Origin of the sequence: Longimicrobium sp. (assembly GCF_036280135.1) — a bacterium.
In the GTDB taxonomy this organism is placed as follows: domain Bacteria; phylum Gemmatimonadota; class Gemmatimonadetes; order Longimicrobiales; family Longimicrobiaceae; genus Longimicrobium.
Window position 1 is genome coordinate 1 of sequence record NZ_DASURI010000301.1, and the last position, 3859, is coordinate 3859.

Below are 3859 nucleotides of genomic sequence, written 5' to 3' on the forward strand. Positions count from 1 at the left end.
TTTACGAGCCCGGAGGGGGCGCTCGCACGGTGCCTGCCGTGTAGCGTGGTTCTTCCTGGCCCACGACGGTCGCAATCGGCCACCGCCAGCACGTCAGATTCTGGTGACCGGCCGACGCGATTTGCGGCCGGGGACGCCTGACGGATGGCGGAAAGGGAGCCGGGAGGAAACTCTGGACGGCGCGGAGCGTACCACGGGCCGCCCTCGTTCGGGGGCGGCCCTGGCGGACGCGACACGGACCCTGGCGGGAAACCGTTGTAGCGCGGGGCACAGGCGCGTACCTTTGGGGCGATTCCCGATGGATGCACCCGCCGTCAATGAATCCCCACCCGTTGCAATGCCCGATCGCACCGAGCTCGAGGCCCTGCTTACAAACAACCTGGGATGGGTGGATCGCGTGGCGGCGCAGGTATGCCGCCGCCACGGGCTGGATCCCGACGAAAGCGACGAGTTCGCCGGGTGGGCGCGCATGCGGCTGGTGGAAGACGACTACGCCGTGCTGCGCAAGTTTCGCGGGGAGAGCGCCATCACCACCTACCTTACCGTGGTGGTGACCATGCTCTTTCGCGACTACCGCGTGAGCCGCTGGGGCCGATGGCGCCCCTCTGCCGCCGCCAAGCGCCTGGGCGACGTGGCCACGCGGCTGGAGACGCTCATCTACCGCGACGGCTACCGCCTGGACCAGGCCGGCGAGATGCTGCGCGCGGCCGGCCACACGGACCTGCCCGACCGCGAGCTGCTGCGCCTGCTCTCCCAGCTGCCCGCCCGCGGCCAGCCCCGCCCCCAGCAGGTGGGCGACGCGCCGCTCGAGGCGCAGCCCGCGCAGTCCACGGCCGACGAGGTCGTCCTGGCCCACGAGGCCGCGGACGAGCGCGACGCCGCCGAGACGGCCCTGCGCCGCGCCCTGGACGCCCTGCCGCCCGAGGACCGCGTGATCGTGCACATGCGCGTGTGGGAGGGCCTGAGCGTGGCCGACATCTCCCGCGCGCTCTCGCTGGAACAAAAGCCGCTGTACCGAAGGCTGGAGCGCATCTTTGGCCAGCTGCGAAAGCAGCTCGAATCGGCGGGCATCACCCGCGAAGACGTGCTGCGCCTGCTGGACGACCGCGCGGCGTGAGCACGGCCCCGCGGGAGAACGGTCCCCCGTGTCCATCCAAGGATAGAATGGGCCGCGTGAGCGCCCCTAGGAGGATAGCGTGTGAATGATTCACGAGACGGCGCCCCCTGGGCCGCGGAACCGCCGGACGGCGGCGTGGATCCCGAGCGCCTTGCCGCCCTGCTGGACGGCCGCCTGGACGAGGCGGAGCGCGACGATCTGCTGGCCCGGCTGGCGGACGATGACGACGACCTCGCGCTCTTTGCCGAGGCCGCCGGCATCCAGCGCGCCCTGGAAGAGGAAGACGCGACGGTGATCGCCGCCGCGTCCGTCCCGCCGCACACGGCGCCGCTGGGACTGGCGCCCGCCCCGATTCCGGTCGCGGACGTGGCGCACGACGAACCGTTGTCCGGGCCAGGCGTGATCCCCATCCGCCGCCCCGCGCGGCGCGTGGACCGGCGGCTGGCGCTGCTGGCGGCGGTGCTGGCCGGCGTCACGCTGCTGCCGCTCGGCTGGCGGGCCCTGCGGCCTGGCGCCATCTCCGCGCCGTCGCAGGCCGTGGCCATGCTGGAAAGCCGCGACGCCAGCTCGGTCGCGGGTTGGACTCCCGCGTGGGGGAGCACGCGTGGCGGGGGCGACCCTCTCGTGGAGCGCTCTACCTCCGCGCGCGTCGGGGCGCTGGCGGTGGTCCTGGAGCTCGCCATCCGCGCCGGCGACGTGGAGCAGCGGCAGTACATGGTTTCCACCATCCAGAAGACGCTGGAGAACACCCTCGCCCCGGCGGGGAACGCCTTCGAACCGCTCGAGGACGGCACGCGCACGGACCGCGATCAGCTGCTCTCCGACCTGGAGTACGCGACCCAGACGGCGACGGGCTTTCTGGAGGCGGATTACGTCGCGCTGGGCGGATGGGCAGAGGCGGCGCGCTTTGCCGCCGCGCGCCGGGACGCCGCGTTCTTCCGCAGTGCCCGCACCGCGCGCACGCTGGACCGCGCGTCGTCGTTCCTGGGCGATGACGAGCAGGCCAAAGCGGCGGTGGAACGCATCCGCGCCGCCCGCGAAACCGATCCGCTCGGGTGGCCCGCGCTCACCCAGGCGGTGGACGATCTGGTCGACGCGATCGCGCGGTAGTCCGGCATCGTCATGCACGAACGGCATCGGCGGCGTTCCTCACGCGAGGAGCGCCGCCGATTGTCATCGCAGGGTGCGAGGATCCGGATCAATCAGCCGTCCGTCGAGTCCCACTCGGCGTGGAAGCGGTCCAGGTAGGCTTCCATGAAGCGGTGGCGCTCGTCGGCGATGCGGCGGGCGGCGGCCGTGTTCATCCGGTCGCGCAGCAGGAGCAGCTTTTCGTGGAAGTGGTTGACGGTGGGCCCCGTGCTGGACTTGTACCGGTCGAAGCTGTCGTGCAGCTCCGGCGCGGCATCCGGCTCGTGCAGGGGGCGGCCGCGGCTGCCCCCGTACGCGAACGCCCGCGCGATCCCGATGGCGCCGATCGCATCCAGCCGGTCGGCGTCCTGCACGACTTTGCCTTCCACGGTGCTCATGGGCGTAGCCACGCCGGCGCCCTTGAACGAGAGCTGCGCCACGATGGTGGCCACGTGCTCGGTGTCCGCCGGGTCAGCACCGGCTTCGGTGAGCCAGGCGCGGGCGGCGCGCGGGCCGGCCGTCTCGTCGCCGCCGTGGAACTTGTGGTCCGCGATGTCGTGCAGCAGCGCGGCGAGCTCCGTCACGTACGGGTCCGCGCCCTCGTCGCGGGCCAGGCGCAGCGCCATGCGCCGCACGCGGTCCACGTGCCACCAGTCGTGCCCCGTGCCTTCACCGTGCATCTTGTCGCGCACGAACGCTTCCGTGCGGCGCAGGATCTCGTCTTTCTCGCGCATCCGTCTCCCCGTGCGTTGTGGAGGGCGGAATCTGCGCGGGCGCGGCGGATGGGGAAAGGCGGAGCGGGGAGATGGAGCGAGGACCAGGGAGGTGGTCCGGTGCGGAGCCCCAGCCGGCCCGGCGACTGAAGTCGCGGCTCCGGAAGCGTGATGTCGGCCTTCGCCGACGGGTCCGTCCCGGGTGGGTGCCGCGCGAGACAAGCCGCTTCCCAGCAAGAAAAAACAACCTCCCCCAGGGGTTTTTGGGGGAGGTGCGAGCCTAGGCGAGCGGAGGGGGCGCCTGCGTGGGCGCCGCGTCGTGTCGCGATTACGAGCGTTGCGTTTGGCCTTGCGCTCCACCCTGCGCACGCGCACGTCCCGCGGCCGTGGTGTCGCGCGGGGCGGGGCGCCAGCGGATGGCCGCGATCACCGAGTCGATGGCGATCCGCTCCTTGAGCTCGCCCGTGCGCGAGTAGATCGTGCGGCCGTTCTCGTCCAGCACCAGCGTGACCGGCACCGTGCCCGAGCGGTACATCGCCGCCACCTTGTCGCTGGGAAAGCGCACGGTGCTGTACGGCAGCGCGTGCCTGGTGATGTACTGCCGCGTGGCGTTCACCGAGTCCAGCGACACGCCCCACACCGTGGCGCGGATGGACGTCATGGTATCCACCGTGGCCGTGATCTGCTTCCACGCGGGAATGCTGCTCAGGCAGTACGGGCAGGTGGTGGTGTACATCAGCAGCACCTGCCGCCCCTCCGCCGGCAGCTCGCCGATGGTCGCGGCCTGGCCCCCCTCCACCGGCTGCGCCTGGAACGCGGGCATGTACATCCCGCGCATGGGCTCCGTGGAGGCTTGGCGCAGCTGCAGCTGCGTCTGCTCCACCCTGGTGATCAGGTCGCG

The 3859-nt window shown here is 71.8% G+C and carries 4 protein-coding genes; 2 read left to right on the forward strand and 2 right to left on the reverse strand.

Features of this window, described 5'->3' with window-relative positions; genetic code table 11:
* Window positions 1-337: 337 nt before the first annotated feature.
* Together VFZ20_RS09495 and VFZ20_RS09500 are read left to right on the forward strand one after the other, a co-directional pair.
* On the forward strand, window positions 338-1117 hold the full coding sequence (locus tag VFZ20_RS09495) for an RNA polymerase sigma factor (protein ID WP_329683625.1): 780 nt from the start codon (window positions 338-340) through the stop codon (window positions 1115-1117).
* An 81-nt stretch (window positions 1118-1198) separates the two neighbouring features.
* Window positions 1199-2227: a hypothetical protein gene (locus tag VFZ20_RS09500; protein ID WP_329683626.1), complete on the forward strand. Its 1029-nt coding sequence runs from the start codon at window positions 1199-1201 to the stop codon at window positions 2225-2227.
* A 92-nt stretch (window positions 2228-2319) separates the two neighbouring features.
* Here the strand turns inward: VFZ20_RS09500 and VFZ20_RS09505 are convergent, their stop codons facing one another.
* Both VFZ20_RS09505 and VFZ20_RS09510 read right to left on the reverse strand, forming a co-directional pair.
* Window positions 2320-2979 carry an HD domain-containing protein gene (locus VFZ20_RS09505; RefSeq protein WP_329683627.1) on the reverse strand — a complete coding sequence of 220 codons (660 nt, stop codon included), beginning with the start codon at window positions 2977-2979 and terminating at the stop codon, window positions 2320-2322.
* A 307-nt stretch (window positions 2980-3286) separates the two neighbouring features.
* A partial coding sequence (locus VFZ20_RS09510) for a peroxiredoxin family protein (protein WP_329683628.1) occupies window positions 3287-3859 on the reverse strand: 573 nt, incomplete at its 5' end.